A 26,423-nucleotide genomic window follows, 5' to 3' on the forward strand; every position below is an offset into this window, starting at 1 on the left:
TGCGAACCCTTCGTCCGAACAAGCACTCTGCGGCGTCCAGTAGATCATCCGAGCGACCCGATTCCGGCCGTCGACGGGCCGACCCGTACGAGCGGTTTCACCCGTGCGCGTCACATCGCATCGCATCGCGTTCCGTGCCGTGGCCCGACGGGCCGTCGATCGGATTCCGCCGCCGACCGTCCGTTTCAGCGGAACGCCGGGATCACCTCGGCACCGAACAGTCGAATCATCGAAGCCAGTTCGTCGAAGGATCCGCGCGTGGACACCGGGCTCGTGCCCGCGGGCAGACCCGCGCCGAACGCGGCGTGCACGTGATCGCTGTCGGTGAGGTCCCGGTAGCGGGTGATCTGGGCGATCACGTCCTCGGGACCGCCCCACAGCAGACGGTCGTGCGCGATCTCCTCGGCGGGTACGTGCTCGCCCGCGTCCAGACGGCGGAACAGGTCCCGCTCGCCGGCGTCCTCGGCCGACTCGCGCCAGTGTTCGAGCAGGCCGCCGACATAAGCGGGCAACACGTCCTCGGCGACCGTGCGGCGGTCCTTGCCCAGCCACGCGTAGCGGCGCAACACCCAGTCCGGACGCCTGGCATGCGTCGCGCAGGCCGCCCGGTAGACCGCCAGACAGGATCGGGCCCTGGCCAACGACTGCACCGGGCCGCACAACCACGCATCGCCCAGCCGCGCGGCGCGCTCGACGGCGGCGTCGGCGACACCCGCCACCCACAGCGGGATGTTCTCCTGGACCGGGCGCGGGTGCACGGTCAGTTCGGGGAAGGTGTGGAAGCGGCCCCGATAGCCGACGTTCTCCCGGCTCCAGAGCAAGCGCAGGATCTCCAGCGCCTCCTCCATCCGCGCGCCCCGGGTGCGGAAGTCGGATCCGTGCGCGGTGTACTCCAGCGGCCACCAGCCCAGTCCGACGCCGAGGGTGACCCGGCCGCCGGAGATCTCGTCGATCGTGGCGACCTGTTCGGCGACCCGCACGGGATGGTGCACCGGGAGCTGGAAGATGCCGGTGCCCACCCGCAGCGTCTCGGTCCGCGCGGCGACGGCGGCGAGCAGCGTGAGCGGGTCGCTCATGTTGCCCGGCATGAAGTGGTGGTGGCCGACGGTGGCGGTGTGGAATCCCGCCTCCTCGGCGATCCGGGCGAGCGCGAACGTCCGGTGGTACGGCTGCGCGTGACCGGGCTCGCGTAGCACGGGCAGCGACATGGAGAATTTCATGCGGCCGGAAGCTAGCAGCGTGCTCGCGAGCTTCCCAGGGGCATGCCGCGCCAACGAACGGCTCGGGAGCCGGGGCCGCGTACGTGCGTGGCGTGATCGGGTGGGCTCGGCTCGCCGGTACGCTCGCTCGGCGGGGTCGGCGGTGTGGGTGGCGGAGGCGATGACGATGGTCGAGCGGGTCGCGGTGGGATTGGTCGGGGCCGGTCCGTGGGCGAGTCAGGTGCACGCACCGGTGTTCGCGACCGGTCCGGAGACCCGGCTCGCCGCAGTGTGGGCACGCCGTCCGGAGGCGGCCCGGGAACTCGCGGAGCCCTACGGGGCCCAGGCGTGTGCCCGATTCGAGGAGTTGCTCGACCGATGCGAGGCGGTGGTCTTCGCGATCGCCCCCGAGGCGCAGCCCGCGCTCGCCGAACGCGCGGCCCGGGCGGGCAAGGCGGTGCTGCTGGAGAAGCCGATCGCGGGCGACGTGGAGACCGCCCGCCGGTTGGCCGACGTGATCGGCGCGGCCGGCGTCGGTTCGATGGTCGCGTTGAGCGCCCGATACGCGCCGCGGGTACGGGATTTCCTGGCCCACCTGGCGAGTGCCGAGACGGTCTGGCGCGGCGGCCGACTGGCCTGCGTCACCGACGCGTTCCTCGAAGGCCCGTTCGCGGCGTCGCCGTGGCGGCAGACCCGCGGGGCGCTTCTCGACGTGGGGCCGCACGCGTTCGACCTGATGAGCGTCGCGCTGGGCGACATCGTGGACATGCGGGCCGATTCACCCGGTGCCGGCTGGACGGCGGTGCAGTTGGTGCACGCCGGCGGCGCGGTGTCCCAACTCGTGCTGTGCTGCGCCGCCGAGGCCGGCCACCGCTACGACGTGGAGCTGTACGGCTCGGCCGGGAACGCCGCGCTCGACCTGTCCACCGCGATCGACGGGGCCGCGTTCGCGGTGCTGCGCGCGGAGTTCGCGAGCCTGGTGCGCGACGGCGGCGAGCACGTGTGCGACGTCCGCCGCGGGCTGTATCTCCAGGAGATCATCGCCCGCGCCGAACAACAACTCGCCGCGGCACGCTGAACCCCGCGCGCCGCGACGATCACATGCGGTGGGTCAGGCCGTCGGCTTCTTGGCGATGCCGCCGGCCATCAGCTTCTGACCGACCGTCAGCGGCTCCTCGACCGGCTCCTCCGGCTGCCACTGCGGCAGGAACACCACGCCCGGCGCGACCAGTTCCAGGCCGTCGAAGTACGCGGAGATCTCCTCGATCGTGCGGAAGCGCCCCGAACCCAGGTCGGTGAGCAGCGCCTTCTCCAGCGCGACCGCATCCGGGCTGGACGCGCAGAAGTGGGTGAGGAAGAGGAAACTGCCGGGCGGCAGCGCCTTCTTGTACGCCTCGACGATCTGCTCCGGGCCCTCGTCGTCGTTGAGGTGGTGCACGACGCCCACCAGCATCAGCCCGACCGGCTGATCGAAGTCGATCAGCGCGCGCACGTCCGGGTGGTTCAGGATCTCGGCCGGCTCGCGCAGATCGGCGGTGACCACCGTGGTCCGGTCGTTCTCCGCGAGCAGCGCCCGGCCGTGCGCGAGCACGATCGGGTCCTTGTCCACGTAGACCACGCGGGCCTCGGGCGAGTGCTCCTGGGCCACCTGGTGGGTGTTCTGCACGGTGGGCAGGCCGGAACCCAGGTCGAGGAACTGCCGGATGCCCTGCTCGGCCATGTACCGAACGCCGCGCCCGAGTATCGCCCGGTTGTACCGGCCGACATCGCCGATCTCCGGGACGATCGCCAGCGACGCCTCGGCTATCGCGCGGTCCACCGGGTAGTTGTCCTTGCCGCCGAGCACCGCGTCGTAGACTCGGGCGATGCTGGGCGTGGAGATGTCGATGCCGACCGGTCGCCAGTCGTCCGGCTCGACCGGAGCGTTGCCCGCCGTTTGCGAGTCGTCTGCCATGAAGGCTCCAACCGTGGGTTGAGTGATCATCGGTTCCCGTTGGTGGTAAGCCTATTGGTGCTCGACTCGGTTTTGTTGCCCGGGGCAGCGGCCTTTCGCAGCGTTTCGAATCGCGCGGTCCCGGCCAACTCCCGTGCTGTGGGCGGACGTCGGTTGCGGGCGCGGCGTGCCCCAACGACGGTGGCCGAGGTCAGCTCCGGTCGGCTCGACCGTCGCCGCCCCGATCGCCGTAGCGGCGCTCGAACTTGGCGATCTCTCCCTCGGGATCCACCGGGCGGGCATTGCCGGTGTAGAACGGATGGCTCTCCGAGGAGATTTCGACGTCGATCACCGGATAGGTGTTGCCGTCGTCCCACTCGATGGTCTGTTCGCTGACCGCCGTGGACTTGGTGAGGAAGGCGTATCCGGCGGACCTGTCCCGGAAGACGACCGGGCCGTACGACGGGTGCTTGTCCTGCTGCATGGTCGCTCCTTTGTTGCGTTCCGGCGTGCCATCGGGCCAACGCGCGACGCGCCCGGGTTCTTCCGACAGCCTCGCGAACAATCGGGCACCCCGCGAGGGCGGTGAGCCGAAAGGTGTACCCGCCCGCGGTGCCGCCGGCGGTGCCGCGCGTCCCGGTTTCGCCCACGCCGAATCGGCCGCCGCGCCCGCCCGGCCCCGGCGGGGCCCAATAATCGATCCATGGACCACATCAGCCATTTCCGCCGCGAGGTTCGTGCGTTCGAGGCCGCCGCGCGGCGGAGCCTGAACGCCGCCGAGGCGCCCGTCGTGCCGTCCTGCCCGGAGTGGACGATGTCCGATCTGGTGGTGCATCTCGGCGGCGTGCACCGATTCGTGACCCGGGTCGTCGTGGCCGGACTCACCGAGCCGCCGCCCGTCACCGACATCGACATCTACGCACTGCCCGAGGACCGCACCGGCTGGCCCCTCCCGGGCGGCCCCACCCCCACCCCGGGCCCGTTGCCGTCCGGGCTGGTCGACTGGTTCGCCGCCGGGGCGAGCGAGTTGGCCGACGCGTTCGGGCGCACGCCGGCCGCGCGAGCGGTCTGGACCTGGTCCGCCGAGCAGAGCGTCGGCTTCTGGCTGCGCATGCAGACCATCGAGGCCGCTCTGCATCGGTGGGACGCCGAGCACACGGTCGGCAGCGCCGCGCCGATGCACGCCGAGTTGGCTGCGGACGCGGTCGCCCAGCACTTCACCGTGATGGTCCCGGCCCGGCGCGACCGGCGGCAGGCGCCGCCCGGATCCGGCGAACACCTGCGGTTCCGCCGGACCGACGGCCCGGGCGACTGGACGGTGCGGTTCTTCGGCGACGAGGTCCGCTTGGGTCCGGCCGACGAGCCGGGCGGCGTCGAACTGGCCGGTACGGCATCCGACTTGGCACTCTTCCTGTGGGGCCGCATCCCGGCGGACCGACTGGCGATCACCGGCGACCACGACACCGTCGACCGCTACCTGGCCCTGGTCCCGTCCGTGTAGGCCCGAACCGGCCCGGCGCCGGTCGTCAATCCGTCGTCGTCGTATCCGTGGAGGCGCCCGAGACTCTCGGGAACGGGCGCGGGTAGTGCACGCCGAGATGGAAGCGGTCGGCGAGGACGTCCGCGAAGGCCGCCGCGATGCGGTACTCGCCGGCCGGGTTGGGGTGCAGGCCGTCCCCGGTGTGGTCGGCCGCGACGAATTCGGCGTCGGTGGTGGCCACCACGATCGGCGACTCGTCGGTGCTCAGGTCGGCCGCGATGGCGTCGATGCGGGCGTTGAAGCCCGCGGCACGGGCGGCGAACTCCGGGTCCGGGCCCGCCTGATGGGTGGGCAACACATGACCGAGCACGATCCGCAGGCGCGGATTCGCCCGGCGGGCGTCGCCGATGAACGCGCGCAGGTCCGCGTCGAACCGAGCCGGTTCGACGGTCGGCCGCAGGTCGTCGACCCCGAGCAGGATCAGCAGGTAGTCGGGTTGGTGCTCGGCCACCTCGGCCTCGATGTCGCCGAGCGGGTCCTTGGACCCGACCATGTCGAGCCGCACGTCGTGCGCGCGCAGGTGTCGCCACAGGCGATAGCGCCAGGTCCGGTCGCCGCTGCCGACGTGACCGATCGAGTCGCCGGCGATCATCACCGGGACCTCGTGTCTCGCGCCCGTCATCGTGCCTCCCGGGTCGATCCACCGGCCGTGTCCGGGCAGCGGTCCTGTCCACACGGTAGATTCGCCGCGCCGACGCCGCCTGCTCGGCTACCGCGAACGGGTGGTGCTCGATCGGGCGCCGTCCGTCACTTCAGCGCTTCGCGCAGCAGCGCCGGCAGCGGCCGGTTGTGCAGGATGTGCAACCGGGACACCGCTCTGGTCAGCACCACGTACAGGCGGCCCGCCCCGCGTGCCTCGGCGGCCACGATCGCGGCCGGCTCGACCACCACCACGTGGTCGTACTCCAGCCCCTTGGCCAGCGTCGCCGGCAGTACGGTCACCCGTACGGCGCCGGTCGGGTCCGGTGCGTCCGCCGTCGTGGTCGCGACGTCGGCGTCGGCGAGCGCGGCACCCAGCGCCTGCGTCCGCGCGCCGTCCGCGATCACCCCGATCGAGCCGGGTCGGCCCAGCGCGGCGCGCACCGCCTCGACCGTCGCGGCGACCGGGTCGGCCACCTCGCGGATGGTCAGCTCGCCGTCCTCGCGCAACGACCGGGCCGCGGGTACGTCCACGTCCAGCCCGGCGAGCAGCCGGTTCGCCAGCGCGACGATCACCGCGGGCACCCGGAAGCCGACGGTCAGCGGCGCCACCTCCGCCTCGGGTCGGCCCAGGTGGGCAAGCAACTCGGGCCAGGTGCGGGCGGACCAGGGCGTGGTGCCCTGGGCCAGGTCGCCGAGCACGGTCACCGAGCCGGAGCCGATCCGCCTGGCCAGCGCGCGGCACTGCATCGGGGACAGGTCCTGGGCCTCGTCGACCACCACGTGGCCATAGGTCGGCGGCCGCTCGATCAGGCCGCCGACCTCGTCGAGCAGGACCAGGTCGGCGGCCGTCCAGCGGGCGCTCCGCCACGAGCGCGGTGGCCGGGTCCATCGGATCGCCCGCTGTTCGTCGGCGGTGAGGATGCCGTCGGCCGCGGCGGCCAGTACCTGCGAGTCGCCGAGCAGCTCGGCGAGGACCTGCTCGGGGTGCACCCTGGGCCAACAATGGTCGACGAACCCGCCGACGGCCTTCGAGCGGCCCATCCGGCGCAGCCAATCTCCGGTCGGCGGACCGGAGTTGCGCTCGGCCTGGCGTTGCAGCAGGGCCACCGCGCGGGCCCGGATCCGCTCCCTGCCGACCTGGTAGGGGGCGTCCTCGGCACGCACCCCGTCGACGATCCGGGTCAGTTCGTCCAGGGCGATCCGGCGCCGATAGGAGCCGTCGGGTACGGCGACCGGTTCCTTCGGGGCGACGACCCGGGCGTAGAGCGCGCGGCGCAGCACGGTCGCCATCCGGGGATCGTGCTTGACCACCTCGGCGGCGGGTTCGTCCCGGGCGCCGACCGGGTGCCGGCCGACCTCGTCGTCGATGGTGGCCTGCCGGATGCCGGTCTCGCCCAGGGCGGGCAGCACCTCGGAGATGTAGCGCAGGAAGGCCCGGTTGGGGCCGACGATCAGCAGGCCGGCGCGTTGGACGCGCTGCGGGTAGGTGTAGAGGAGGTAGGCCGCGCGGTGCAGGCCGACGGCTGTCTTGCCGGTGCCCGGAGCGCCCTGTACGCAGATCGAGGCGCTCGGGTCGCGGCGGACCAGGTCGTCCTGTTCGGGCTGGATGGTGGCGACGATGTCGCGCATCGGGCCGACCCGGGGCCGGCCGATCTCGCTTGCCAGGATCGCCCCGGCGCCGCCGGCATCGGCCGCGTTCGGCTCGGGATGCGCGGCGAGGTGCTCGTCCTCCAGGCTGGTCAGGTCCTCGGCGGCGCCGGTGCTCCACGGTGCCCAACCGAACCGGCGGCGGATCGCGACACCCTGCGGGTCGCGGGCACTGGCTCGGTAGAAGGCCCGGGAGATCGGCGCGCGCCAGTCGACCACGAGCGGCGGGACGGCCGGATCGGTGCCGATCCGGCGCCGACCGATGTGATAGCAGCCGCCTCGGTGCTCACCGGCGGCCTCCGTCCCGACGAAGTCCAGGCGGCCGAAGAACAGTGGGGTGTCCGGGAGTTCGTCCATCTCCCGGGCGCGGCTGCGCAGCGTGTAGCCGAGCGCTTCGGCGTCCGCGCCGGAGGCGGAGACGTCGGCGCCGGTGAGCACGTGTTCGGCGGCGCCCGCGACCATCGCGGCCATCGCCTCGCGGCAGACCTCGTGGTAGGCGCGCTCCCGATCGAGTTCGGCATCGAGTGGCGTCATACCGAAAGGATAGTGCAACTCGGTTAAAAATGTTACCGAGTAATGGTCGCGTATCGGGTCAGTCCCTCGGCCAGCCGATCGAAAGCCCGCTCCGCCGTCGCCCGCGCCACCGGATGCAGGGCCGCCGCGCGTTCGCCCGCCGCGATCCGCCGCCAATTCTCCCGGGCCAGGATCCGCTGCACCGCGATGATCTGCCCGGCCGCCAACCGCGCCTGCATCCCGTCCGCGTCCACGTCCGCGTCCACGTCCGAAGCCGCGGCGCCCAGCGCGTCGGCCAGCGCCTGCTCCGAACGTTCGGTGTACGCGTACAACCGGGCCACCAGGCTCGGGGTCCCGTACAGCAGCCCGTGGAAGGCCAGTACCTGCGGATGGTCGCTGAGCCCGGTCACCGGATCGTGCCGATCCAATCCGGCCAGGAAGTGCAGGCGCAGCGCCGCCAGCGCCGAAACGCCCGCCGGCCGCCCGGCCACCACCCGGCCGGCCTCGTCCTGGTGGTCGGCGAACCGGTGCAGCACCAGGTCCTCCTTGGTCGGGAAGTACCGGAACAGCGTCGGCTTGGAGACCTCCGCGGCGTCCGCGATCTCGGCGACCGACACCGCATCGAAGCCCCTCGCCAGGAACAACCCGATCGCGACATCGGAGATCGTCGCCGCCATCCGCAGCCGCTTGCGCTCGCGCAACCCCATCTCACCGCTCATGCGGGGCACCCTACGCCGAGCGGGGACGAGTACGGTCCGGCCCGTCCGGCGATCGCATACGGCGGACCGCGGGATCGACGGCGGGGTGGTTACGCGGCGTCCACGACGCCGATCTCGCGCGCCTGGAGTCCCGCGATCACCACGTCCGCCACCGACCGCGATCCGCATCCGTCGATGTCCACCACGATCGCGTGCCGAGGGTCGGCTTCGAGAGCGAGCGCGACATGCGCCTCCGCGATGCGCTCCAGCGCGCCACGGCGGGTCAGCCAGCCCCGGTCGTCGGCGGAGAGCACCTGCTGCGCGGACAGTCGGTCGCGCAGCGTACGGGCCGAGGCGGTCAGGTGGACCGTGACCGTCGGCTCCTCCAGCACGGCCCGGTACTCGGCGACCTGGGCGCTGAGCCTGCTCCCGTCGGCACGGTAGATCACCGCACCGTCGGCGGCCACGCCGGCCGCCCAGGTGTGCACGATCACCGGCCCCGCCGAGCGCTGTCGCCTGACCAGCGCGTCGGCCCGGAGCAACCCGGCCAGGCCGAGGCCGTATCCGGCGCGGGCGTCGAGGCGGATCGATTCGGCACGCCCGGCGATCGGCGTGCAGCCGAGCGCGGCGCCGAGGGTATCGGCGAGCGCGGCGCCGCCCGCGCCGGGCGGCCCCTCGATCGCGATGAACGTGTGGTGGTCGGTGCGCCCGGCGGGAGCGGGCCCTGCGAGCGTGGTCGGGGTCATCGCGGTGTCCTGATTCGCTGGGATGGCCGTCGGTCGCGGACGGACCCGTCCGATCATGCGAGCACGTCGCCGGCCGTCGCCCCTCCACGGTGCCTGATCCCGGGATGCCCCCGCAGGATCGACCGGGCGAACATCAGACGACCACGAGGGTACCCGGCGGGGCGGCCGAACATCGAACTCGCACTGCGTGAAGGCCCGTTCACGCTCACACACCGCACATTCCGGGACCTTCCCCACTCCGCCGCGCCCGGGGTGCGTCCCGGCTCCACCGGCGGAGGACCGGCGCCGGCCCGCCACGCTGATCGGCCGCCCATACGGACAAACCCGACGGTCCCTCGGTTAGGCTCCCCGGATGTCACAGCTTCCGACGGTCGCCGAGATCACCGCACTGCACAAGGCATACGCACCGAGCCGAGCGGTCTTCGACAAGGTGCACACGCACTGCGGGATCGTCTGGCGGATCGCCGAGCAGTTGCTGACCGGACCCGGCGGTGCCGGCGTCGACCGCGACCTGGTCCGGGCCGGGTGCCTGCTGCACGACATCGGGGTCTACCGGCTCTACGACGAGACCGGCCGACTGGACGGCGCCAACTACGTGCGACACGGACTGCTCGGTGTGGAGATCCTGCGCAAGGAGGGCCTGCCCGAGTCGCTGCACCGGTTCTGCTCGTGCCACACCGGCGTCGGGCTGACCCGGCACGACGTACTGAGCCGGCAGTTGCCGATCCCGGTGGACGACTACGTCGCCGAGTCGGCCCAGGAGCGCCTGGTGATGTACGCGGACAAGTTCCACAGCAAATCGAACCCGCCACGCTTTTTGCGCCCCGACACGTTCGCCGCGAAGATCCGGCGCTTCGGGGACGACAAGGTGGTCGGGTTCCAGGCGCTGGCAGAGGAGTTCGGCACCCCCGAGCTGGAGCCGCTGGCAGCCGAGTTCGGGCACCGCATCACCTGAGCGGGTGGAACGGGGCCGGCCCGGGGTCCGCGGCCGGAACATCTTCGCCGGTTTCCCGGCCGGCGCGCCGGTGGATCGCCGGCGCGGGCGGGCCGGGTGAATCGTTTCTCGACGGGTGTCACATTCGCCGCGCGGGTCGTGTCAGCACAGTGACCGAAGCGGCGCAGGACGAGACCCCGGGCGAGCCACCATGACCACACAGACGTCCCCTTCCCAACCGGCCGACGTGCCCTCTCCCGCACCACCGCCCACGCTCTTCGGGCGCTACGCCTCGTTCGTCGCCGGGCGGCGCTCGAAATGGGTGGTACTGGTGTGCTGGCTGTTGCTGATCGGCGTCGGCGGTTCGCCGGCCGCCAAGCTCGGCTCGGTGCAGAACAACGAGCAACAGACCTGGTTGCCGGCGGATTCCCAGGCCACCAGGGCGCTGGACATCGCCGACGAGCACTTCACCGAGAAGGGCATCCTGACCGCGGTCGTGGTCTACACCCGCGCTCGGGGACTCACCCCGGCCGACCTGACCCGAATCGGCGAGGCCCGGAGCCGACTGCGCGAGCGAGGGATGGCCGCGGCGGAGATTGCGGACGTCGTGGTGTCGCAGGACCACAAGGCGGCCTACCTCACCGTGCCGCTGAAGGCCGACAGGAGCGACAACGCGGTGCTCGGCGACGCGGTCGAGGCCGTGCGCAAGCTCACCGGAAACGACATACCCGCCGGACTCGACGTCCGCATCGCCGGCCGGGCGGGCAACCTCGCCGACTTCATCGACGTGTATTCGGGCATGGACGCGGCGCTCCTGGGCACCACGTTGGCGATCGTGGCGCTGCTGTTGTTGATCACCTACCGCAGTCCGGTGTTGTGGCTGATCCCGCTGATCTCGGTGGCATTGGCCGGTCAGGTCGCCTCCGGCGTGGTGTACCTGCTCGCCAGGTACGCGGGGCTGGTGGTCAACGGGCAGAGTTCGTACGTGCTGGTCGTGCTGGTTCTGGGCGTCGGCACCGACTACGCGCTGCTGCTGATCGCGCGCTATCGCGAGGAGTTGCACCGCCACGAGGATCGACACGAGGCGATGGCGGCGGCATTGACCCGCTGTCTGCCCGCGATCGCCGCGTCCGCCGCCACGGTGGGCATCGCCACGCTGTGCCTGGTCTTCGGCAGCATGAACTCCACCCGCGGTCTGGGACCGGTGGTGGCCATCGGCGTGGTGATCGTGTTCTGCGCGATGACCTCGCTGTTGCCCGCGTTCCTGGTGATCCTCGGCCGGTGGGTGTTCTGGCCGCTGATCCCGCGCCATGCGGTGGGCTACGAAGGTGTGGGTGTGGAGCGCGAACACGGCGCGTGGGGGCGGGTCTCGCGCGCGGTGGGCCTGCGGCCCCGGCCGATCTGGATCGGCAGCGTGCTGGTGCTGGTGGCACTGGCGTGCGGTGCGCTCACCCTGGGCAGCGGGCAGACCCAGGGCGAGCAGTTCACCAAGCGGGTCGACTCGGTGATCGGCCAGGAACGACTCGGCGAGCACTTCCCGGCCGGCTCGTCGGCGCCCGCGGACGTGTACGTGCGCAGCGTGGGTGCCGCCGCGACGGTGCGCCTGCTGCCGAGTGTGCCCGGGGTGAACTCGGCGGCCGAGGTGGCGAGTTCCGGCGGCTGGACGCACATCGCCGCGGTGTTGCGGGACAGTCCCGACACCCGAGCGGCCCGGGACACCGTCGAGCGGATCCGCGCGACGCTGCACTCGGGACCGGCGGAGGTCCGCTCGGCGCTGGTCGCCGGGCAGAGCGCGGTCGCGTTGGACACCTCGCAGGCACAGGGCGAGGAGGAGAAGTTGCTGATCCCGCTGATTCTCGCGGTGGTGCTGCTCATGCTCGTGGTGCTGCTGCGCGCACTGGTCGCGCCGGTCGTGCTGCTGTTGTCGGTGGTGCTCTCGTTCGGCTCCGCGGTCGGTGCCGCGGCGCTGATCTATCACGCGCTGGGTTACCCGCGGATCGATCGTGGCCTGGTGCTGTTCGGTTTCCTGTTCCTGGTCGCGCTCGGCGTGGACTACACGATCTTCCTGATGACCCGGGCCAGGGAGGAGGTCCGGGTGCGCGGGCACCGCGAGGGTGTGCTCACCGGGTTGACCGTGACCGGCGGTGTGATCACCTCGGCCGGTCTCGTACTGGCGGCCACGTTCGCCGCGCTGACCGTGATCCCGACGGTGAACTCGCTGCAACAGGGCGTCCTGGTCGCGGTGGGCGTGCTTCTGGACACCTTCCTGGTCCGCAGCCTGCTGATCCCGGCATTGGCGCTGGAGATCGGCCCCCGGTTCTGGCGGCCGGGACATGCGAAAGACTGAGCCGTCGCAGGCCGACCTGCGAAAGCGTCGATCATCCGAGCGAGCCGATCCGGAGGCAGCGTCACCATGACCCCACCGCCATCCCCTCCCCGCACCGCCGAGCAGCGCAAGCAGGACACCCTCGACCGGCTCGAACACGACGTGGACGCGTGGGTGGCCACCGCCGACGCGAAGACCGGGACGCCGTACCTGGTGCCGCTGTCCTTCCTGTGGGACGGCAGCACGCTGCTGATCGCGACCGCCTCGGCGAGTCCGACCGCCCGCAACCTGCTGGCCGGCGGCACGCTGCGGCTGGGGATCGGCCCGACCCGGGACGTGGTCATGATCGAGGCCACCGCCGAGCCCCTCACGACAACCGAGATCCCCGGTGACGCGGCCGACGACTTCGCCGCGACGACCGGCTTCGACCCACGGACACTCACCACCTCCTATCACTACTTCCGTATTCGCCCGAATCTGGTGCAAGCCTGGCGCGAGGCGAACGAGATCGAGGGTCGCGAGGTGCTCCGCGACGGCACCTGGCTGGTTCCGTAGCCGCGAGTGTTGCGACGTGCCGGGTTCTCGACCGGCCCGCCGCCGGTCTCGCATGGGTGCCGGCGGCGGGGGTCGTCGGGGGCTCGGCTGCCGGGGGACGGCGGCAGCCGAGCGGGTCAACCACCGAAGTAGTTGTCGAAGTTGCGGGAGAATTCGAGATTGTTGAAGCGGTCCCAGTTGATCGACCAGGTCATCAGTCCGCGCAGGTTCGGGCGCACGCCGTGGGGCGTGTAGCCGCCGCAGTTGGTGCCCTTGGTCAGGCAGTCGAGGGCCTTGTTCACCTCGGTGGTGGACACCCAGCCGTTGCCCGCCTGGACCGAGGCCGGCATGCCGATCGCGACCTGTTCGGGTCGCAGTGCCGGGAACACGTTGTTGGTGTTGCCCGCGACCGGGAAGCCGGTGAGCAGCATGTCCGTCATCGCGATGTGGAAGTCGGCGCCGCCCATGCTGTGGTACTGGTTGTCCAGGCCCATGATCGAGCCGGAGTTGTAGTCCTGGACGTGCAGCAGGGTCAGGTCGTCGCGCAACGCGTGGATGACCGGCAGGTAGGCGCCGCAACGCGGGTCCTGGCCGCCCCACTGGCCGGAGCCGTAGTACTGGTAGCCCATCTGCACGAAGAACGTCTCCGGCGCCATGGTGAGCACGAACCGGCCGCCGTACTTGGCCTTGAGCGTCTTGACCGCCGAGATCAGGTTGACGATCACCGGCGTGGTCGGGTTCCTGAAGTCGGTGTCGCCGGTGTTCAGCGACAACGAGTGGCCCTCGAAGTCGATGTCCAGGCCGTCGAGTCCGTACTCGTCGATGATCCTGCCGACCGATTCGACGAACTTGTCCCGCGCGGCGGTCGTGGACAGTTGCACCTGACCGTTCTGGCCGCCGATCGAGATCAGTACCTTCTTGCCCGCCGCCTGCTTGGCTCGGATGGCGGTCTTGAAGTCGGCGTCGCTCTCCACGCCGGAGCATTCGGTGGCCGGGCAACGCACGAACCGGATGTCGCCGGAGGTGACCGACGTCGGCTCGCCGAAGGACAGGTTGATCACGTCCCAACTCGCGGGCACATCGGCCATCTTGGTGTACCCGGCGCCGTTGGCGAAGCTCGCGTGCAGGTAGCCGACCAGGGCGTGCGGGGGCAGTTGGCCGCCTCCGCCGTCGGTGGCGGTGGTGGCGGTGACGGCCGCCGACTTGGCCGACTCGCCGGCCGAGTTGGTCGCGCTGACCTGGAAGCTGTACGCGGTGGCCGGGCTCAGGCCGGTCACCGTGGCGCTCGGGCCGGTCACCGCTTGGGCCGACGCGCCGTTGCGGTACACGTTGTAGCCGGTCGCGCCGGGAACCGCGGTCCAGGTCAGCGGCACGGCCGTCGTGGTCGGGGTACCGGCGGCCAGACCGGTGGGGGTGGCCGGGATCTGGGTGCCGCCGCCCGTGGTGGTCGCGGTGACCGGCGCCGACTTGGCCGACTCGCCGGCCGAATTGGTCGCGCTGACCTGGAAGTCGTACGCGGTGTTCGCGGTCAACCCGGTGACGTTCGCACCGGTCCCGGACACCGATTGCACCTTCGTGCCGTTCCGGTACACGTTGTAGCCCGTCGCGCCGGGAACCGCGGTCCACGACAGCGGCACGCTCGTCGTGGTCGGGGTGCCGGCCGTCAGGCCCGTGGGCACCGCCGGGACCTGGGTGCCGCCGCCGGGGCCGGTCAGCGACAGGTCGTCGGCGTAGTAGGCCCCCGTGCCGTACCAGCCGTGCGTGTACAGGGTCACCGACGTGGTGTTCGCGCCGGTGCGGAACGTGGTGGTCAGCCGGGTCCAGTCCGGTGCGGAGCCGGTCCACGTGGACGGGTCGGTGGTGCCGGTGCCGGTCGCGCCGAGGTAGACGTAACTGCCGCGCACCCAGCCGGAGATCACGTAGTCGGAGGAGGGCTGCACGGTGACGGTCTGCGCGCAGCGCGCGTTGTCGCTGCCGGCCGGGGTCGCCTTCAAGGCCGAAGTCCCGGCGTGTGCGGGGGTGCTGACGGTTGCTCCGCTGCCGGCGCTGCAGGTCCAGCCGGTCAGGCCGGATTCGAAGTCGCCGTTCCGGACGAGTTCGGCGGCGTCCGCGCCGTCGGCGGTGCCGCCGGCCGCGGTGAGCATGGCGGCGGTCAACAGTGCGGTGCCTGCCGCGGCGACGAGGGGGCGCAGCCGCTTGTGGGGACGAACGCTGGTGGATCCGGACATGGGATTCCTCGCGTGGTCGGGACGAAATCGAACGGGGCGGAGCGGGACGGGGCACCCGGGCCGGTCGTGTGGTCCGGCCCGGGCGCCGGGCGCTACGGGAGCGTGTCGAGGTGCGGGCCGACCGTGTTGGAGAACTGGTTGCCGTTGAGGGCGTCCCAGTTGGTCGACCAGGTCATCGCGCCGCGCAGACCCGGATAGGTCTTGCTCGGCTTGAACGTCCCGCAGCCGGTGCCCTTGGCGAGGCAGTCGAGCGCGTTGTTGACCACGCTCGGCGAGACGTAGCCGGATCCGGCACCGCGCGGTGAGGCCGGCAGGCCGAGGCCGACCTGCGAGGGGGCCAGGCCGCCTTCGAGTTGGATGCAGGCGAGGCCGGTCATGAAGTCGACCGTGCCCTGGCTGTACACCTTGCCGTCACAGCCGAGCATCGCGCCGCTGTTGTAGTACTGGGTGTTGACGACGGTCAGGATGTCCTTGATCGCCAGCGCGGTCTTGAAGTACTCGGTGCCGGTGGACTGCATGTCCAGCGTCTGCGGTGCCATGGTGATCACCAGGCCGGCGCCGACCTTGCCGGACAACGAGCGCAGCGCCTGGGACATGTAGGTGGAGTTGATCCCGTTCTCCAGGTCGATGTCCACGCCGTCGAAGCCGTAGGTCTGGATCAGCGTGTACAGCGTGTTCGCGAAGTTGGTCGCCGACGTGGAGCTGTTGACCGAGACGGTGCCCTTCTCGCCGCCGACCGAGATGATCACCTTCTTGCCGGCCGCCTTCTTGGCCGCGATGTCGGCCTTGAAGGCCGCCTCGGAGTAGTTCAGCGCCGGATCCAGGGTGAACGAGACGCCGCCCGGGGTGCCGGTGGCGTCCGCGAACGAGACGGCGATGATGTCGTATTCGGCGGGCACCTGGGCGATGGTCTGGATGGTGGCGCCGTTGTTGAAGTTCTGCCAGTAGCCGGTGAGCACGTGCTTGGGCAGTTGGCCGCCGCCTCCGCCGCCGGTGGTGGTCGCGGTCACCGCGGCGGACCTGGCCGACTCACCCGCCGAGTTGGTGGCACTGACCTGGAAGCCGTAGGACGTGGACGCGGTCAGATTGACGGCCGTCGCACCGGTCCCGGACACGGACTGCACCTTGGTGCCGTCCTGGTAGAGGTTGTAGCCGGTCGCGCCGGGGACGGAGTTCCACGACAGGGGCACACTCGTGGAGGTCGGCGCACCCGCGGCCAGGCCGGTGGGGACCGCCGGGATCTGGGTGCCGCCGCCGGTGGTGGTCGCGGTGACCGGCGCCGACTTGGCCGACTCGCCGGCCGAGTTGGTCGCGCTGACCTGGAAGTCGTACACGGTGTTCGCGGTCAACCCGGTGACGTCGGCGCTCGTCCCGGTGACCGACTGCACCTTGGTCCCGTTCCGGTACACGTTGTAACCGGTCGCGCCGGGGACGGAGTTCCACGACAGGGGCACACTCGTGGAGGTCGGCGCACCGGCGGCCAGGCCGGTGGGGACCGCCGGGATCCGGGTGCCGCCGCCGGGGCCGGCCAGGGTGATGTCGTCGGCGAAGTAGGCGGGTTGGCCGTACCAGCCGTGGGTGTAGACGGTGACCGAGGTGGTCGAGGGTCCGGTGCGGAACGTGGTGGTGAGTTGCTGATACGTTCCGGCGCCCGGCGTCCAGGTGGACGGGTCGGTGGTGCCGGTGCCGGTCGCGCCCAGGTAGACATAGCTGCCCTGGACCCAGGCGCTCAGTGTGTAGGCGGAGTTCGGCAACACCGTGACGGTCTGTGCGCACCGGGCGTTGTCGGAACCCGCCGGGGTGGCCTTGAGCGCGCCGGTGCCGGTATGCGTGGGGGTGCTCACCGCAGCGCCGGAACCGGCCGAACAGGTCCAGCCGGAGAGGCCGTTCTCGAAGCCGGGATTGCTCACCAGGTTGTCGGCGGCCTGTGCGCTGCCGGCGACGGCGACGGTCAGACCGGCGCCGGCCAGGGTGAGCGCCGCGAGTGCGGCGAGGGTGGGGTGTCCGCGGCGAGGGGACTTCGCTCGCGGAAGGTGCGAAACGCGTGCCACTACTGCCTCCGTGCGTGGAGAAGCGATGTGGGTGGACGTGGTACCGCCGGATGCGCGACAGCCCGCCCTGTGCGCATATTGGTCTAGGCCAAAGTGGTCCAGACCAATGGAGCGTGTCAAGGTTTTCCACCCGATCCGACTCCGTTTACCTCGCCGTCCCCAACCGGTTACGCTCCGCAGCGGCCCGATTCCCGTGCCCACACCCGGGTTTGCCGCGCGACCGGCCCTCGCCGACCGCACCGGCCCACCCGCCGCGTCGACCTCACCCGGCGAGTTCCCTACGCAGGACGCCCACCGAGGCCGGGTCCCAGCCCGGACGCGGCGCGGACCCGACCAACAACCGGGTGTACGCGTGTCGCGGGTCGGTCAGGATGTCGGCGGTCGGCCCCTGTTCGACCGCGACACCGCGATAGAGCACCAGAATGTCGTCGGTGACCTGCTGCACCACCGCGAGGTCGTGGCTGACGAAGACCAGCGCGACGTCCGTCTCCTCGCGCAATTCGGTGAGCAGGTGCAGGATCTGCGCCTGGATCGACACATCCAGGGCGGAGACCGCCTCGTCCAGCACCAGGACTCGCGGGCGCGCCGCCAACGCCCGGGCGATGGACAACCGTTGCCGCTGCCCACCGCTGAGCCGATGCGGTCGGGCGTCGGCCTCGCGGGTGCCCAGGCCGACCTGGTCGAGCAGCTCACGCACCCGCTTGTCGCGATCCGCCTCGCCGTGCAGGCGCAACACGCCGGCCACGCACTGCGCGGCGGTGAGCCTGGGATCGAGTGAGACATACGGGTCCTGGAAGACCATCTGGATCTCCCGGGCCCGACGCAGCCGTTCCGCGGCGCCCTTGGCACGCGGCGCGCGCGGGCATCCGTCCACCGCGATGGTGCCCGCGTCCGGGCGGACCAGGCCGACCAGCATCCGCGCGATCGTGGTCTTGCCCGAACCGGACTCGCCGACCAGGCCGAGCGAACCGCCCGGCGGCACGGCGAAGGAGATGTCGCAGGCCGCGACCGTGCGCTCGCCGCGTCGACCCGGCAGCGCGAACTCGCGGCACAAACCGTGTACTTCCAGAGCCGGGGTGGTCATCGGCGCACCTTCTCCGCAGGGTGGTCCAAATCGGTTCGGCGACACATCACGCTGCCGCCGTCGTCGAGTTCGCGCGCGACCGGCAGCCAGGTCTCGCACGCCGCCTCGGCCACCGGGCAGCGCGCGACGAACGGGCAGCCCGGGAAGGCGTCGTCCAGCGACGGCGGTCGGCCCGGGATCGGGCTGATCGGGCGCGGGTCGCCCAACTCGGGCGTGCAGGCCAGCAGGCCGGCCGTGTACGGATGGCGCGGATCCTCGAACAACCGCTCGGCGGTTCGCTCTTCCACGACCCGCCCGGCGTACATGACGTACACCCGGTCGCAGTAGGCCGCGGCCAGGTGCAGGTCGTGCGTGATGAACAGCAGGCCCAGTCCGCGCCCGGTGCGATGCTCGCGCAGGATGGCCAGGATCTCGGCCTGGGTGGTCACGTCCAGCGCGCTGGTCGCCTCGTCCGCGAGCAGCAGTTCGGGATCGCCCGCGAGTGCCGCCGCGATCACCACCCGCTGGAGCATGCCACCGGACAACTCGTGCGGGAATTGCCGCAGCCGCTCGGCCGGACGCACGATGCCCACCGCCTCCAGCAACCGCAGCGCCTCGGCGTACGCCTGCGCCTTCGGCCGGCCCAGGGTGTGGATCAGCCGCTCGGTCAGGAAGTCGCCGATCCGGCGCACCGGATTGAGCGAGGAACGCGGATCCTGGTGCACCATCGCCACCCGGCGGGCCCGAAGTTCGCGCAGGTCGCCCGCGTTCAGGGTGAGCACGTCGCGCCCGGCCACGCCCACCCGGCCGCGCAGGTGCGCATCGCGCGGCAACATCCGCAGCACCGCCTTCGCGGCGGTGGACTTGCCCGAGCCGGACTCGCCGACCAAGCCCACCACTTCGCCTCGATCCACCCGCAGGCGCACCGCGTCGAGCACCGGACGTCGCGCCCCGACACCGGGCAACTCGACCGTCAGGTCCTCGATGTCCAGCAGGGTCTCGGCGTCGAGCGGGGTCTTTGCCGGGTCGCTCTCCTTCCGCACCATCAACGTTCCCTCACCCCCAGGCGGTCGGAGATCCGCACGCCGACGACATTGAAGGCCACCACGACCAGGGCGATCGCGGTGCCGGGCACCAGGGCCGGCCACAGCGCGCCCTGGACCAGCGCGGCCTGCCCCTCCTTGACCATCAGACCCCATTCCGAACTGGGCGGCTGGGCGCCGAAGCCCAGATAGCTGAGCGTGGCCATGCCCATCAACACCTGACCGAACATCAGCACCAGGTAACCGATCAGCGACGGCGCCAGGTTGGGCACCAGGCGTCGGGCGCAGATCGCGAATCCGCCCATGCCCTGCACCCGATAGGCGTCGATGTAGGGCTTGGCCCGCTCGGCGAGCGCGATGCTGCGGGTGTACTTGGCCACCACCGGCGAATAGGCCAGCGCGAGCGCGATCACCGCCGTGGTCAACCCGTCGCCGAATACCGACACGATCAGGATCACGAACAACAACCCGGGAAAGGCGAACATCACGTCGGTGACGCGCGAGACGAGCGCGTCCACCCAACCGCCGTGCCAGGCGGCCAGCGTGCCCAGCGCGATCCCGATCACCGACGCGAGCGCGAGCAGCGCAAGCGGCGCCACCAGGCTCGGCCCCGCCCCGTGCAGTACCCGGGAGAGCAGGTCGCGCCCGGACTGGTCGGTGCCCAGCACGTGCGCGCCGTCGGGCAGCGCGAGCGAGGCGTTCAGGTCGATGGCGTCCGGTTCGTACGGCGCCACCAGCGGCGCCAGGATCGCCAACGTCGCGGTCAGCAGCAGGAATCCGGCCGCGATCCGGAACGGGATCGGCCAGGTCCGGGCGGGCTTGGCCGACTTCGAGGACATCATCGGCACGGGCGGCACGGGCGGCACGGGCGGCGCGGCGGTTTGCGGGAGGGTCATGCGGCGCTTCCTTCGAGGCGCACCCGCGGATCGATCAGCGGGTGGACGAGGTCGACGAACGTGGTCACGAGCATGTAGGCGAGCACCATGAGCAGCAGCACGGCCTGGGTCACCGGGAAGTCGTGCGTGTTGATCGCCTGGACCAGCAGCGAGCCCATCCCGCTGATCCCGAACGCGGTCTCCACGACCACGGTGCCCGCGAACAGGCTCGCGATGATCAGGCCGCACATGGTCACCACCGGCGCGAGCGCGTTGCGCAGCACGTGCCGACGGATCACCTTGAACTCGGACAGTCCCGCCGCGCGAGCCACGGTGACGTGGTCCTGGGCGTACTGCTCCAGCATGCTCTGCCGGGTCACCCGGCTGACCACGGCCAGTTCGCCCAGCGCGAGCGAGAGCGCGGGCAGGGTCAGGTGGTGGAGGCGGTCACCGAAGCCCTCGCCGGCGCCGGTGACCGGGAACCAGCCCAACTGCACGCCCAGGAAGGCGACCAGGGCCAGTGCCTTGACGAACTTGGGAATCGACGCGAGCAGCGTGGTGACCGCGACGACGATCGAGTCGACCCGGCCGCCGCGCACCGCCGACAACACGCCGAGGGCGACGCCGGCCACGACGAACAGCACGGCCGAGTAGCCGACCAGGAACAGCGTGGTGGGCACGCGCGAGGACACCAGGTCCGCTACCTGGTCGTGGTACTGCATCGAGCGGCCGAGGTCGCCACGCAGGACGCCGCCGATCCAGTCCCCGTACTGCACCCACAGCGGGTCGTCGAGGTGGTAGGCGGCCCGGACGGCGGCCAGTTTCTCCGGCGTCGCGTCCTCCTGTCCGCCGACCAGGAACGCGGCCGGGTCGCCGGGGGCGGCGTAGATGGCGCCGAAGATCACGAAGGACGCGGCGAGCAGGGTGACGAGCAGCCCAAGGGTGATGCGCAGGGCGCGGGCGGGCATGGGGGACACCTCCGAGAGCGAGGGGAACGGGCCGGTGCGCGGCCGGGCGGGTGTGCCGGACACGTGTGTCCGCGCGGCCGGCGCAGCGCGGGGGATCAGCCCTTGGCGCCGAGGTCGGCCAGCCACGGGTAGGCGACGTTGGCCATCGACGCGGGCGCGCCGGTCAGCTTGGCGCTGGTGACCAGCACGTTGGGCACCTGGACCAGCGGCAACCACACCGCGTCCGCGGTGAACCGGCGCTCGGCCTCGACCAGCAGCTTGGCCCGGGCCGCGTCGTCGGTGGTGCGCAGCGCCTCGTTGACGACCTTGTCGTACTCGGGCGAACTGAAGCCGACCCAGTTGTTGTTCGAGCCGGTGAGCGCGTTGTCGTAGAAGCCGGCCGGGTCGGCCTTGGAGATGTACCAGTCGTCGGCGAACATGTCGACGCTTCGGCGCAGCGCCTGATCGGTGTACAACGAGGTGAAGTCCGCGCCGGACATGGTCTTGATCTCGGCCTTGAGACCGATCCGGCGGGCCGCGTCCACCACCGCGTTCGCGATCAGGTTGCGAGTGGGCGTGCCGTCGTTGGCGACCACGATGGTCGGCGCGGCGGGACCGACCTCGGCGATCAACTTCTTCGCCGCGTCCAGGTCGGCGGCGGTGGGCTGCGCGGGGGCGCCCTGGAGCGCGTCGTAGCCGGCCTGGAAGGTGGCCTTCTCGTAGCCCCACGCGCCCGGTCCCAGCGGGGTCTTCCACGGTGTGGCCAGTCCCGCGAAGGCCGCCTTGGCGATGCCCTGGCGGTCCAGCGCGAGCGAGAGCGCGCGCCGCACGCGCGGGTCCTTCATCCCGCCGCGCTCGGTGGGGATCAGCGTCCAGGCGCGCGAGGAGGAGCCGTAGGAGACGGTGAGTGCGCCGTTGCCGGCCAGCGGCGGAACCGCGCTCATCGTGGTGAGGTAGGTGCCGTCGGCGGCGCCGGTGGTCATGCTGTTGACCATGGCGTTCTCGTCCGCCCAACCGAATGTCGCCGAACGCACGAGCGGCTTGCGGGACTTGTCCCAGTAGGCGTCGTAGCGCTCCAGGGTGATCCGGCTGCCGGCCTTCCATTCCTTGAGCGTGTACGGGCCCGAGCACGCGTCGGCGCGGCCGGGGGTGCCGTAGTCCTTGCCCGCGGGCTCGGCCTGTTCGCGGTCGAGCACGATGCCCGCGTTGCCCGCGAGCGCCTTGGTGAACAGCGCGTCGGGCTCCTTCAGGCGCACGGTGACCTCGGCGTCGCCGGTGCGTTCGATCGAGCTCACACGCTCGAATTCGTCCGACTCGTTCTTCCCGTCCGCCGCGTGCCGTCGCAGGCTCCACACCACGTCGTCGGCGGTCATCGGCGAGCCGTCGTGGAAGGTCACGCCGGCGCGCAGCCTGAGCACGAGCGTCGTGGGGTCGGTGTAGGTCGCCGAGTCGGCCAGGTGCGGGCGCATGCCCAGGTCGGGTTGGGTCTGGAACAGTCGTTCGCAGACGTTGGCGAGCACCGCGTTGGAGTCGCTGTCCGAACGCACGTCCAGGTCGAGCGATTTGGGTTCCTTGGCCAGCAGCCACTTGACGCCGTCCACCGCGCCGGTGCCCTTGGCGGTGGTGTCGGTCAGCGCGAGGTCGGCGGGTTTGCCGGGGGTGCCCGCGGCGTGGTCGCCGCCGGCGGACTTGTTGGAGCACGCGGTGCTCAGGCCGAGCAGGGTCGCCAGGCCGAGCGCGGCGAGGGTGCGAGTGCGGGACATGCGACTCTCCGGGGGATTGCGGGGGACGGTGGGTCGGTTGCCGGGGCGGGCGGGTGGTTCAGGCGCCGCCGGGACCGTCGTGCAGGTTCCAGGGCAGGAGTTCGTACTCGTGATCGCACGGGGTGCCGGCGGTGACGCGGTATTCGCCCGTGGTCAGGTCGACGCAACTGGAAAGGAGCGTCGCCCACTGCCGGACCGCCGGTCGGGCCGGATCCGGGTGGGTGCACAACGATTCGGGGTAGCCGAGGTGGTCGGACATCGCGGCGTGGATCAGCTTGCGGGTCTCGGCCGGGTCGCTCGCGTCCCGGCAGCGCCGCAGTCCGGCCTCGGCACGCGGTACCCGAAGCAGCGAATCCGGGGCCGAGGGGCGGTAGTTCGCGGCCAGTTGCGCGGGCATGAAGGCTTGGTAGTGGTTGCCGTGCACGAGCAGGCCGTCGGTGGGGTACATCCAGCCGTTCGCGCCGGGGGTGGTCTCGATGTCGATCGCGAAGCCCGCGCGATGGGTGAGCAGGGCGTTGCTGGCGATGTGCGCGCGGGTGCGAAAGAGCACGTCGAGCGCCTCGGCCGGGTTGGCGCAGTCGAGCACGCGGCGCCGGATCAGCGTCTGTGGGATGCCGACGGCGTGGTCGAAGCGCCCGCCGAGGCCGTTGGCGTTGAGCGCGAGGCCGGCCGAGTTGGCGCCCTGCCGGCCGACCTGACCCGCTTCGACCTGCATCACCACGGTGGGCTTGCCGGGCTGGACCACCCGCACGACCATGACCGTCTCGCGCACGCCGTAGCGCCAGTCCCAGTTCTGGCCGGCGTAGACGTGGCCGTCGCCGGAGGCCCGGTCGAGCAGGGCGAACGAGGTACAGCCGTCGGGGTTGTCCGGCGCCCTCGGCACCGCCGGGGCGTCCGGTGTCCCCGGTGTGTCCGAGGGTGCGTTCGGTGTCTTTGCCGCCTCCGGTGTCCTTGCCGCGTCCGAGGCCCCCGGCGCGTCGGGCGCTCCCATCGCGGCGAAGGTGTCGTCGTAGATGATCTCGCCGCGGGCGTTGAGGGCGAGGATGTCGAGCAGGTCGAGGCCGGCGCCCTCGGCGATCCCGGTCATCTCCTCGACCAGGTCGGGGGCGAAGGCGCGGGACGGGGCGAGCCAGTGTTCGGCCCGGTCGGTGACCTGACGCCAGGTCAGGCCACCGGCGGCGCCGAATGCCTCGGCGTAGTAGTCGACCGCGGTATGGATGAGCGCGCTCGCCCCTTCGCCGTACTGGCGGCCCCGGGTCCGGGGCTCGCCGCCGATCTCGATGGTCGGAAGGGACACGCCACTCACGTCGTCTCCTGGGTGCTGGGGTTGGGCGGGCGGGCGGGTGCTGCACGCTGTCCTGGGTGCCGCGAGCCTCGTGGCGACGCTCGTCGTCCGGGGCGGATGGGTTCGACATGCTTCGACCCCGGGCTCCGTAACATTCATTACGAATTCGCGGTAACATGTATTGCACGTTTCATGAGGAGAGTAATGGCTGATACCGGGGAGTCAAGAGGCGTGAGCGAACAACCGCAAAATCCGGCGCTGGCCCGACTCCGGGCGGCGATCCGTGATCAATGGGGCGACCTGTCGCCGGCTGAGCGGAACGTGGCCGGATATCTGACCAACTGCTCCCCCGAACAGGTGCTCTTCGCCAGCGCCCAGGACCTGGGCGCGAGCATCGGCGTCAGCAACGCCACCGTGGTGCGCACCCTGCAGCGTCTGGGTCTGGGCGGCCTGTCCGCGCTCAAGCGCGACATCGCCGCCGACTTCAGCGCCGACGTGGCCCCCGAGGTCCGGCTCCGGCAGCGGATCACCCAGGTCGGCCAGGACCTCGACGGCATCCGCGCCCGGGTCTACGACGAGGCGATCGAACGGCTGGAACACGGCCGGACCAACCTGGACGCGACCGCCTTCCGACTGGCCACCCAACTGCTCGCCGACGCCGGCGAGGTGCTCGCGTACGGCGTCGGCGCCTCGGAGTTGGCCGGCCGGCACCTCGCGCTCAAGCTCAACCGCATGGGCCGGCGAGCCCGATTCGTCGGCACCACGGGCTTCGGGCTGGCCGACGAACTGCTCACGCTGCGCCGCCGGGACGTGGTGGTGATGTTCGTCCCCGGCCGCTTCCTGCGCGACATGGAGGTGCTGCTGGACCGCGCCCGCGTGGTCGGCGCCGGCATCGTGGTGGTCACCGATGAACTGGTCGAACGCCTGGCCGACCGCGCGGACGCGGTCCTGTACGCACCGCACACCCCGACCGGCATCACCGCCGAATCGCTGGCCGCGATCGTGCTCAGCGACACGCTGTTGCTCGCCGTCGCCTCCCTGGACGAGACCCGCTCGGTCGAGCACTCCCACCAACTGACGGCCCTGCGCTCCCAGTTGCTGGATCCCAAGGAGGGCCGGCCCAGGCGCTGAAGGCGGGCCGGCCCTGCGTGAAATCAGCCGACCGAGGGCCGGATCGGCGGCCGATCAAACGTCACGCCGGCCGAGGACGACGGTCGCTTCCTGCGTCCGGATCGGTGGTTGCCGGTGGCCTTGGCGGTGGCGGCGGCGCTGCCGATCGGCTGGGCCGGGCGCAGGCCGCTGCCGGTGCTCGGACTGCTGCCGGTCGAGGCGTTCGCGGCCAGGACCTTCGGGACACGCTCGTGGCCGCTGTTCCCGGCGGCGGACGTGCTGGTCTTCCCTGTCGCGGTGAGCTGCGCCCGCCGGGCCGCGGCCGGGGCCCTGGTCGCCGTGCTGACCGGCTGGGGCCTGGGGGTTGGTGTGAGTCGGTGGGCCGGGGCCGGGAGAGAGGACCCGCGAGGCGGGCGGACCCGGAGCCGAACGCTCGGCGCCCGCGAGGGTCACCGCCGAACGGGTGGCGCCGGTCCGGGGTCCTCGGTCGGCGGTGCCACCCGGGCGGCTCCCGGTGAGGGGCGGCGGCGGTGCACGACGATCAGGACGTCCGCCCACGCGACGGCGGCAGCCACCGCGCACACGGCGGCGGCCAGGATCCAGAGCCCGCGGGCATCGGCCAGGTCGGTGTCCGCGGCCACGGCGCACAGCGTGCAGGCCACGATCAGGACCGGCAGCGCGATCCCGGCGGGGGCCAGGCGTCGGGCGAGCGGGCCGAACTCGGCGGGCGGTCGGCCGCCGGAGCCCCGATGCGGAGTCGAGCGGGCGGCTGAGGCAGTCATGGTCGAAACCTACCCGGGCCACACCGCCCACGTGGCCCGGCCGGTTCTCGGGCCGCCCGAACCGGACCGATCCCGACACACACGCCGCGTCGACGCCTACCCGACCGTGTGCACCCGAGGCTCACGCGGGCCGCGGAACGGCTGCGTCCGGCTGAGCACGACGTTGGTGGTCGTGCTCCCGAACCGGGCCGGCGCGTCGACGATCTCCTCCAGGTGGGACATCGACGTGGCCGCGACCTTCAGGACGTAACAGTCGTCGCCGGTGGTGCGCAGGCACTCCAGGATCTCCGAACGCTCCCCGAGCAACCGGCGCAGCGGTTCGTGCCGGGTCCCCGGGTACTTCAGCCGAACCACGGCCGACACCGCGTATCCGGTCCGCTCCAGAGCCACTTCCGCCCGGTAGCCGGTGATCACGCCGGCCGCCTCCAGTCGCCGCACCCGCTCGGTCGTCGCCGACGCGCTCAGATTCACCCGCCGCGCCAACTCGGTATAGGCGATTCGGCCGTCCCGCTGAACCTCGTCCAGGATCGCCCAGTCCGTCGCGTCAAGATTCTCGGTCATCCG

At 71.6% G+C, this 26,423-nt stretch carries 23 protein-coding genes; 6 read left to right on the plus strand and 17 right to left on the minus strand.

What is annotated here, in order from left to right:
* Positions 1 to 185: 185 nt before the first annotated feature.
* Positions 186 to 1,220 carry an LLM class flavin-dependent oxidoreductase gene (locus A3IC_RS0116000; RefSeq protein WP_026218320.1) on the minus strand — a complete coding sequence of 345 codons (1,035 nt, stop codon included), beginning with the start codon at positions 1,218 to 1,220 and terminating at the stop codon, positions 186 to 188.
* Positions 1,221 to 1,380: 160 nt separating this feature from the next.
* Here A3IC_RS0116000 and A3IC_RS0116005 point away from each other — a divergent pair, with 160 nt between their 5' ends.
* Positions 1,381 to 2,277, plus strand: coding sequence for a Gfo/Idh/MocA family protein (locus A3IC_RS0116005; RefSeq protein ID WP_026218321.1), 897 nt, complete (start codon positions 1,381 to 1,383; stop codon positions 2,275 to 2,277).
* Positions 2,278 to 2,310: 33 nt separating this feature from the next.
* Here the strand turns inward: A3IC_RS0116005 and A3IC_RS0116010 are convergent, their stop codons facing one another.
* On the minus strand, positions 2,311 to 3,153 hold the full coding sequence (locus A3IC_RS0116010) for an SAM-dependent methyltransferase (protein ID WP_020551059.1): 843 nt from the start codon (positions 3,151 to 3,153) through the stop codon (positions 2,311 to 2,313).
* Positions 3,154 to 3,343: 190 nt separating this feature from the next.
* Entirely contained in the window at positions 3,344 to 3,616 is a 273-nt protein-coding gene (locus A3IC_RS0116015; protein WP_020551060.1) for a type B 50S ribosomal protein L31, read from the minus strand.
* Between the two features lie 219 nt (positions 3,617 to 3,835).
* Here A3IC_RS0116015 and A3IC_RS0116020 point away from each other — a divergent pair, with 219 nt between their 5' ends.
* Positions 3,836 to 4,633, plus strand: coding sequence for a maleylpyruvate isomerase family mycothiol-dependent enzyme (locus A3IC_RS0116020; protein ID WP_020551061.1), 798 nt, complete (start codon positions 3,836 to 3,838; stop codon positions 4,631 to 4,633).
* Positions 4,634 to 4,658: 25 nt separating this feature from the next.
* On the opposite strand, the gene A3IC_RS54735 is transcribed toward A3IC_RS0116020, so the two are convergent.
* The 4 genes from A3IC_RS54735 to A3IC_RS0116040 form a co-directional block, all read right to left on the minus strand.
* A complete protein-coding gene (locus A3IC_RS54735; protein ID WP_020551062.1) occupies positions 4,659 to 5,294 on the minus strand; it encodes an SGNH/GDSL hydrolase family protein in 636 nt (211 codons plus the stop codon).
* 125 nt (positions 5,295 to 5,419) lie between these two features.
* Positions 5,420 to 7,495, minus strand: a complete 2,076-nt coding sequence (locus A3IC_RS0116030) for a HelD family protein (RefSeq protein ID WP_020551063.1) — start codon at positions 7,493 to 7,495, stop codon at positions 5,420 to 5,422.
* Positions 7,496 to 7,527: 32 nt separating this feature from the next.
* Positions 7,528 to 8,193, minus strand: a complete 666-nt coding sequence (locus A3IC_RS0116035) for a TetR family transcriptional regulator (protein ID WP_020551064.1) — start codon at positions 8,191 to 8,193, stop codon at positions 7,528 to 7,530.
* A gap of 89 nt (positions 8,194 to 8,282) precedes the next feature.
* Positions 8,283 to 8,918 carry a hypothetical protein gene (locus A3IC_RS0116040; RefSeq protein WP_020551065.1) on the minus strand — a complete coding sequence of 212 codons (636 nt, stop codon included), beginning with the start codon at positions 8,916 to 8,918 and terminating at the stop codon, positions 8,283 to 8,285.
* A 352-nt stretch (positions 8,919 to 9,270) separates the two neighbouring features.
* Between A3IC_RS0116040 and A3IC_RS0116045 the strand changes: the two genes are divergently transcribed.
* From A3IC_RS0116045 to A3IC_RS0116055, 3 genes are all read left to right on the plus strand, one after another.
* Positions 9,271 to 9,873: an HDIG domain-containing metalloprotein gene (locus A3IC_RS0116045; protein ID WP_020551066.1), complete on the plus strand. Its 603-nt coding sequence runs from the start codon at positions 9,271 to 9,273 to the stop codon at positions 9,871 to 9,873.
* A gap of 190 nt (positions 9,874 to 10,063) precedes the next feature.
* Positions 10,064 to 12,199 carry an MMPL family transporter gene (locus A3IC_RS54740; RefSeq protein ID WP_020551067.1) on the plus strand — a complete coding sequence of 712 codons (2,136 nt, stop codon included), beginning with the start codon at positions 10,064 to 10,066 and terminating at the stop codon, positions 12,197 to 12,199.
* 66 nt (positions 12,200 to 12,265) lie between these two features.
* Positions 12,266 to 12,733: a pyridoxamine 5'-phosphate oxidase family protein gene (locus A3IC_RS0116055; protein ID WP_020551068.1), complete on the plus strand. Its 468-nt coding sequence runs from the start codon at positions 12,266 to 12,268 to the stop codon at positions 12,731 to 12,733.
* A 116-nt stretch (positions 12,734 to 12,849) separates the two neighbouring features.
* Here the strand turns inward: A3IC_RS0116055 and A3IC_RS71050 are convergent, their stop codons facing one another.
* The 8 genes from A3IC_RS71050 to A3IC_RS0116095 all read right to left on the minus strand — a co-directional run bounded on the left by A3IC_RS71050 (position 12,850) and on the right by A3IC_RS0116095 (position 23,988).
* Entirely contained in the window at positions 12,850 to 14,940 is a 2,091-nt protein-coding gene (locus A3IC_RS71050; RefSeq protein WP_020551069.1) for a glycoside hydrolase family 18 protein, read from the minus strand.
* Between the two features lie 92 nt (positions 14,941 to 15,032).
* The gene (locus A3IC_RS0116065; protein WP_020551070.1) at positions 15,033 to 16,991 is read right to left on the minus strand and encodes a glycoside hydrolase family 18 protein; all 1,959 of its coding nucleotides are present in this window, start codon (positions 16,989 to 16,991) and stop codon (positions 15,033 to 15,035) included.
* A gap of 262 nt (positions 16,992 to 17,253) precedes the next feature.
* Positions 17,254 to 18,075 carry an ABC transporter ATP-binding protein gene (locus A3IC_RS0116070; protein WP_020551071.1) on the minus strand — a complete coding sequence of 274 codons (822 nt, stop codon included), beginning with the start codon at positions 18,073 to 18,075 and terminating at the stop codon, positions 17,254 to 17,256.
* Complete coding sequence (locus tag A3IC_RS0116075) at positions 18,072 to 19,100, minus strand: ABC transporter ATP-binding protein (RefSeq protein WP_020551072.1); 1,029 nt, start codon at positions 19,098 to 19,100, stop codon at positions 18,072 to 18,074. The genes A3IC_RS0116070 and A3IC_RS0116075 overlap by 4 nt, the downstream gene beginning before the upstream one ends.
* On the minus strand, positions 19,100 to 19,993 hold the full coding sequence (locus A3IC_RS0116080) for an ABC transporter permease (protein WP_020551073.1): 894 nt from the start codon (positions 19,991 to 19,993) through the stop codon (positions 19,100 to 19,102). Before A3IC_RS0116080 ends, A3IC_RS0116075 begins: the two co-directional genes overlap by 1 nt.
* Positions 19,990 to 20,940, minus strand: a complete 951-nt coding sequence (locus tag A3IC_RS0116085; protein ID WP_026218323.1) for an ABC transporter permease — start codon at positions 20,938 to 20,940, stop codon at positions 19,990 to 19,992. Before A3IC_RS0116085 ends, A3IC_RS0116080 begins: the two co-directional genes overlap by 4 nt.
* Positions 20,941 to 21,035: 95 nt before the next feature.
* Positions 21,036 to 22,682: an ABC transporter substrate-binding protein gene (locus A3IC_RS0116090; RefSeq protein WP_020551075.1), complete on the minus strand. Its 1,647-nt coding sequence runs from the start codon at positions 22,680 to 22,682 to the stop codon at positions 21,036 to 21,038.
* Positions 22,683 to 22,740: 58 nt separating this feature from the next.
* Positions 22,741 to 23,988: a C45 family autoproteolytic acyltransferase/hydrolase gene (locus A3IC_RS0116095; RefSeq protein WP_026218324.1), complete on the minus strand. Its 1,248-nt coding sequence runs from the start codon at positions 23,986 to 23,988 to the stop codon at positions 22,741 to 22,743.
* A 210-nt stretch (positions 23,989 to 24,198) separates the two neighbouring features.
* On the opposite strand from A3IC_RS0116095, the gene A3IC_RS0116100 reads away from it, so the two are divergent.
* Positions 24,199 to 25,098, plus strand: a complete 900-nt coding sequence (locus A3IC_RS0116100; RefSeq protein WP_020551077.1) for a MurR/RpiR family transcriptional regulator — start codon at positions 24,199 to 24,201, stop codon at positions 25,096 to 25,098.
* Between the two features lie 428 nt (positions 25,099 to 25,526).
* Here A3IC_RS0116100 and A3IC_RS0116105 read toward each other — a convergent pair whose 3' ends face one another.
* The gene (locus A3IC_RS0116105) at positions 25,527 to 25,859 is read right to left on the minus strand and encodes a hypothetical protein (protein WP_020551078.1); all 333 of its coding nucleotides are present in this window, start codon (positions 25,857 to 25,859) and stop codon (positions 25,527 to 25,529) included.
* 96 nt (positions 25,860 to 25,955) lie between these two features.
* Positions 25,956 to 26,420: an Lrp/AsnC family transcriptional regulator gene (locus A3IC_RS0116110; RefSeq protein WP_020551079.1), complete on the minus strand. Its 465-nt coding sequence runs from the start codon at positions 26,418 to 26,420 to the stop codon at positions 25,956 to 25,958.
* Between the last annotated feature and the right edge of the window lie 3 nt (positions 26,421 to 26,423).

Source organism: Embleya scabrispora DSM 41855, from assembly GCF_000372745.1.
GTDB lineage: Bacteria > Actinomycetota > Actinomycetes > Streptomycetales > Streptomycetaceae > Embleya > Embleya scabrispora.

Coding starts and splice junctions, on each gene's coding strand:
- A3IC_RS0116000 (WP_026218320.1), bottom strand. CDS start 1,220: ATGAAATTCTCCATGTCGCTGCCCGTGCTACGCGAGCCCGGTCACGCG.
- A3IC_RS0116005 (WP_026218321.1), top strand. CDS start 1,381: ATGACGATGGTCGAGCGGGTCGCGGTGGGATTGGTCGGGGCCGGTCCG.
- A3IC_RS0116010 (WP_020551059.1), bottom strand. CDS start 3,153: ATGGCAGACGACTCGCAAACGGCGGGCAACGCTCCGGTCGAGCCGGAC.
- A3IC_RS0116015 (WP_020551060.1), bottom strand. CDS start 3,616: ATGCAGCAGGACAAGCACCCGTCGTACGGCCCGGTCGTCTTCCGGGAC.
- A3IC_RS0116020 (WP_020551061.1), top strand. CDS start 3,836: ATGGACCACATCAGCCATTTCCGCCGCGAGGTTCGTGCGTTCGAGGCC.
- A3IC_RS54735 (WP_020551062.1), bottom strand. CDS start 5,294: ATGACGGGCGCGAGACACGAGGTCCCGGTGATGATCGCCGGCGACTCG.
- A3IC_RS0116030 (WP_020551063.1), bottom strand. CDS start 7,495: ATGACGCCACTCGATGCCGAACTCGATCGGGAGCGCGCCTACCACGAG.
- A3IC_RS0116035 (WP_020551064.1), bottom strand. CDS start 8,193: ATGAGCGGTGAGATGGGGTTGCGCGAGCGCAAGCGGCTGCGGATGGCG.
- A3IC_RS0116040 (WP_020551065.1), bottom strand. CDS start 8,918: ATGACCCCGACCACGCTCGCAGGGCCCGCTCCCGCCGGGCGCACCGAC.
- A3IC_RS0116045 (WP_020551066.1), top strand. CDS start 9,271: ATGTCACAGCTTCCGACGGTCGCCGAGATCACCGCACTGCACAAGGCA.
- A3IC_RS54740 (WP_020551067.1), top strand. CDS start 10,064: ATGACCACACAGACGTCCCCTTCCCAACCGGCCGACGTGCCCTCTCCC.
- A3IC_RS0116055 (WP_020551068.1), top strand. CDS start 12,266: ATGACCCCACCGCCATCCCCTCCCCGCACCGCCGAGCAGCGCAAGCAG.
- A3IC_RS71050 (WP_020551069.1), bottom strand. CDS start 14,940: ATGTCCGGATCCACCAGCGTTCGTCCCCACAAGCGGCTGCGCCCCCTC.
- A3IC_RS0116070 (WP_020551071.1), bottom strand. CDS start 18,075: ATGACCACCCCGGCTCTGGAAGTACACGGTTTGTGCCGCGAGTTCGCG.
- A3IC_RS0116075 (WP_020551072.1), bottom strand. CDS start 19,100: ATGGTGCGGAAGGAGAGCGACCCGGCAAAGACCCCGCTCGACGCCGAG.
- A3IC_RS0116080 (WP_020551073.1), bottom strand. CDS start 19,993: ATGACCCTCCCGCAAACCGCCGCGCCGCCCGTGCCGCCCGTGCCGCCC.
- A3IC_RS0116085 (WP_026218323.1), bottom strand. CDS start 20,940: ATGCCCGCCCGCGCCCTGCGCATCACCCTTGGGCTGCTCGTCACCCTG.
- A3IC_RS0116090 (WP_020551075.1), bottom strand. CDS start 22,682: ATGTCCCGCACTCGCACCCTCGCCGCGCTCGGCCTGGCGACCCTGCTC.
- A3IC_RS0116105 (WP_020551078.1), bottom strand. CDS start 25,859: ATGACTGCCTCAGCCGCCCGCTCGACTCCGCATCGGGGCTCCGGCGGC.
- A3IC_RS0116110 (WP_020551079.1), bottom strand. CDS start 26,420: ATGACCGAGAATCTTGACGCGACGGACTGGGCGATCCTGGACGAGGTT.